The 2,724-nt window shown below is 51.0% G+C and carries 1 rRNA gene; it reads left to right on the plus strand.

The window, feature by feature from the left end:
- A 23S ribosomal RNA gene (locus H8S10_RS17765) occupies positions 1 to 2,718 on the plus strand; the annotation flags it as partial.
- Positions 2,719 to 2,724 lie beyond the last annotated feature (6 nt).

Below are 2,724 nucleotides of genomic sequence, written 5' to 3' on the forward strand. Positions count from 1 at the left end.
ACCTAGGGAACTGAAACATCTAAGTACCTAGAGGAAGAGAAAGAAAAATCGATTTTCTGAGTAGCGGCGAGCGAAAGGGAAAGAGCCCAAACCAGAGATTTATCTCTGGGGTTGCGGACAGAACATTAACGAGAAGTTTTCATTAACCGAACATTACTGGAAAGTAAGACCGTAGGAGGTAATAGTCCTGTAGGTGAAAGTGAAAATAATCAAGTTCTGATCCAGAGTACCACGAGACACGTGAAACCTTGTGGGAAGCAGGGAGGACCACCTCCCAAGGCTAAATACTACCTGATGACCGATAGTGAAGCAGTACCGTGAGGGAAAGGTGAAAAGAACCCCGGGAGGGGAGTGAAATAGAACCTGAAACCGTGTGCCTACAACCGGTCAAAGCCCCTTATGAGGGTGATGACGTGCTTTTTGTAGAACGAGCCAACGAGTTACGGTATGTAGCAAGGTTAAGTACTTAAGGTACGGAGCCGAAGGGAAACCGAGTCTTAATAGGGCGACTAGTTGCATGCCGTAGACCCGAAACCGGGTGACCTATCCATGGCCAGGTTGAAGCGAGGGTAAAACTTCGTGGAGGACCGAACCACGTTGCTGTTGAAAAAGCATGGGATGAGCTGTGGATAGCGGAGAAATTCCAATCGAACTCGGAGATAGCTGGTTCTCCCCGAAATAGCTTTAGGGCTAGCGTCGGATATGTGTAGTGGAGGTAGAGCACTGAATGGGCTAGGGGGCATATCGCTTACCGAACCTTATCAAACTCCGAATGCCATATACATTTAGTCCGGCAGTCAGACTACGAATGATAAGATCCGTGGTCAAAAGGGAAACAGCCCAGATCGTCAGCTAAGGTCCCAAAGTGTAAGTTAAGTGGAAAAGGATGTGGGATTTCTAAGACAACTAGGATGTTGGCTTAGAAGCAGCCACTCATTTAAAGAGTGCGTAATAGCTCACTAGTCGAGAGATCCTGCGCCGAAAATGTACCGGGGCTAAACTTACCACCGAAGCTACGGGCTTGCGTAAGCAAGCGGTAGGGGAGCGTCGTAATCGGGCTGAAGTCGTACCGTAAGGAGCGGTGGACTGATTACGAGTGAGAATGTTGGCATTAGTAGCGAGATGTAGGTGAGAATCCTACAGGCCGAATATCTAAGGTTTCCTCAGGAAGGCTCGTCCGCTGAGGGTTAGTCGGGACCTAAGCCGAGGCCGAAAGGCGTAGGCGATGGACAATCGGTTGATATTCCGATACCACTACCATCGTTATTATCGAGGGTGTGACGGAGAAGGATAGTGTGTGCTAGCGATTGGAAATGCTAGTCTAAGCGTTTAGGCAGTTACGGTAGGCAAATCCGCTGTAACAATGCTGAGGCGTGATGGGGAAGGCCAGCTGAAGTACATGATTCCATGCTTCCAAGAAAAGCATCTAGAGAGAGAAGTAGTGCCCGTACCGCAAACCGACACAGGTAGATGAGGAGAGAATCCTAAGGCCGGCGGAAGAATTGCAGTTAAGGAACTAGGCAAATTGACCCCGTAAGTTCGCGAGAAGGGGTGCCTGCGAGAGCAGGCCGCAGAGAATAGGCCCAAGCAACTGTTTAGCAAAAACACAGGTCTCTGCTAAAGCGCAAGCTGATGTATAGGGGCTGACGCCTGCCCGGTGCTGGAAGGTTAAGGGGAACACTTAGCGCAAGCGAAGGTGTGAACTTAAGCCCCAGTAAACGGCGGCCGTAACTATAACGGTCCTAAGGTAGCGAAATTCCTTGTCAGGTAAGTTCTGACCCGCACGAATGGCGTAATGACTTGGGCACTGTCTCAACTGCAAATCCGGCGAAGTTGTAGTGCGAGTGAAGATGCTCGCTACCCGCGATTGGACGGAAAGACCCCGTAGAGCTTTACTGCAGCTTAGCATTGAATCTCGGTATTGTCTGTACAGGATAGGTGGGAGACTGGGAAACTAGGGCGTCAGCCTTAGTGGAGTCACCCTTGGGATACCACCCTGACAGTACTGGGGTTCTAACAGGACGCCATGAATCTGGTGACTGGACATTGTTAGGTGGGCAGTTTGACTGGGGCGGTCGCCTCCTAAAAAGTAACGGAGGCGCCCAAAGGTTCCCTCAGAACGGTCGGAAATCGTTCGAAGAGTGCAAAGGCAGAAGGGAGCCTGACTGCGAGACCTACAAGTCGAGCAGGGACGAAAGTCGGGCTTAGTGATCCGGTGGTACCTCGTGGGAGGGCCATCGCTCAACGGATAAAAGCTACCTCGGGGATAACAGGCTGATCTCCCCCAAGAGTCCACATCGACGGGGAGGTTTGGCACCTCGATGTCGGCTCGTCGCATCCTGGGGCTGTAGTAGGTCCCAAGGGTTGGGCTGTTCGCCCATTAAAGCGGCACGCGAGCTGGGTTCAGAACGTCGTGAGACAGTTCGGTCCCTATCCGTCGCGGGCGTAGGAAATTTGAGAGGAGCTGTCCTTAGTACGAGAGGACCGGGATGGACTGACCTCTGGTGTACCAGTTGTTCTGCCAAGAGCATAGCTGGGTAGCTAAGTCGGGAAGGGATAAACGCTGAAAGCATCTAAGCGTGAAGCCCACCTCAAGATGAGATTTCCCATAGCATAAGCTAGTAAGACCCCTTGAAGAACACAAGGTTGATAGGTCAGAGGTGTAAGTGCGGTAACGTATTTAGCTGACTGATACTAATAGGTCGAGGGCTTGACCAATAAAAA

The organism is Clostridium sp. NSJ-49, assembly GCF_014287725.1.
GTDB classification, from domain to species: Bacteria; Bacillota; Clostridia; order Clostridiales; family Clostridiaceae; genus Clostridium; species Clostridium disporicum_B.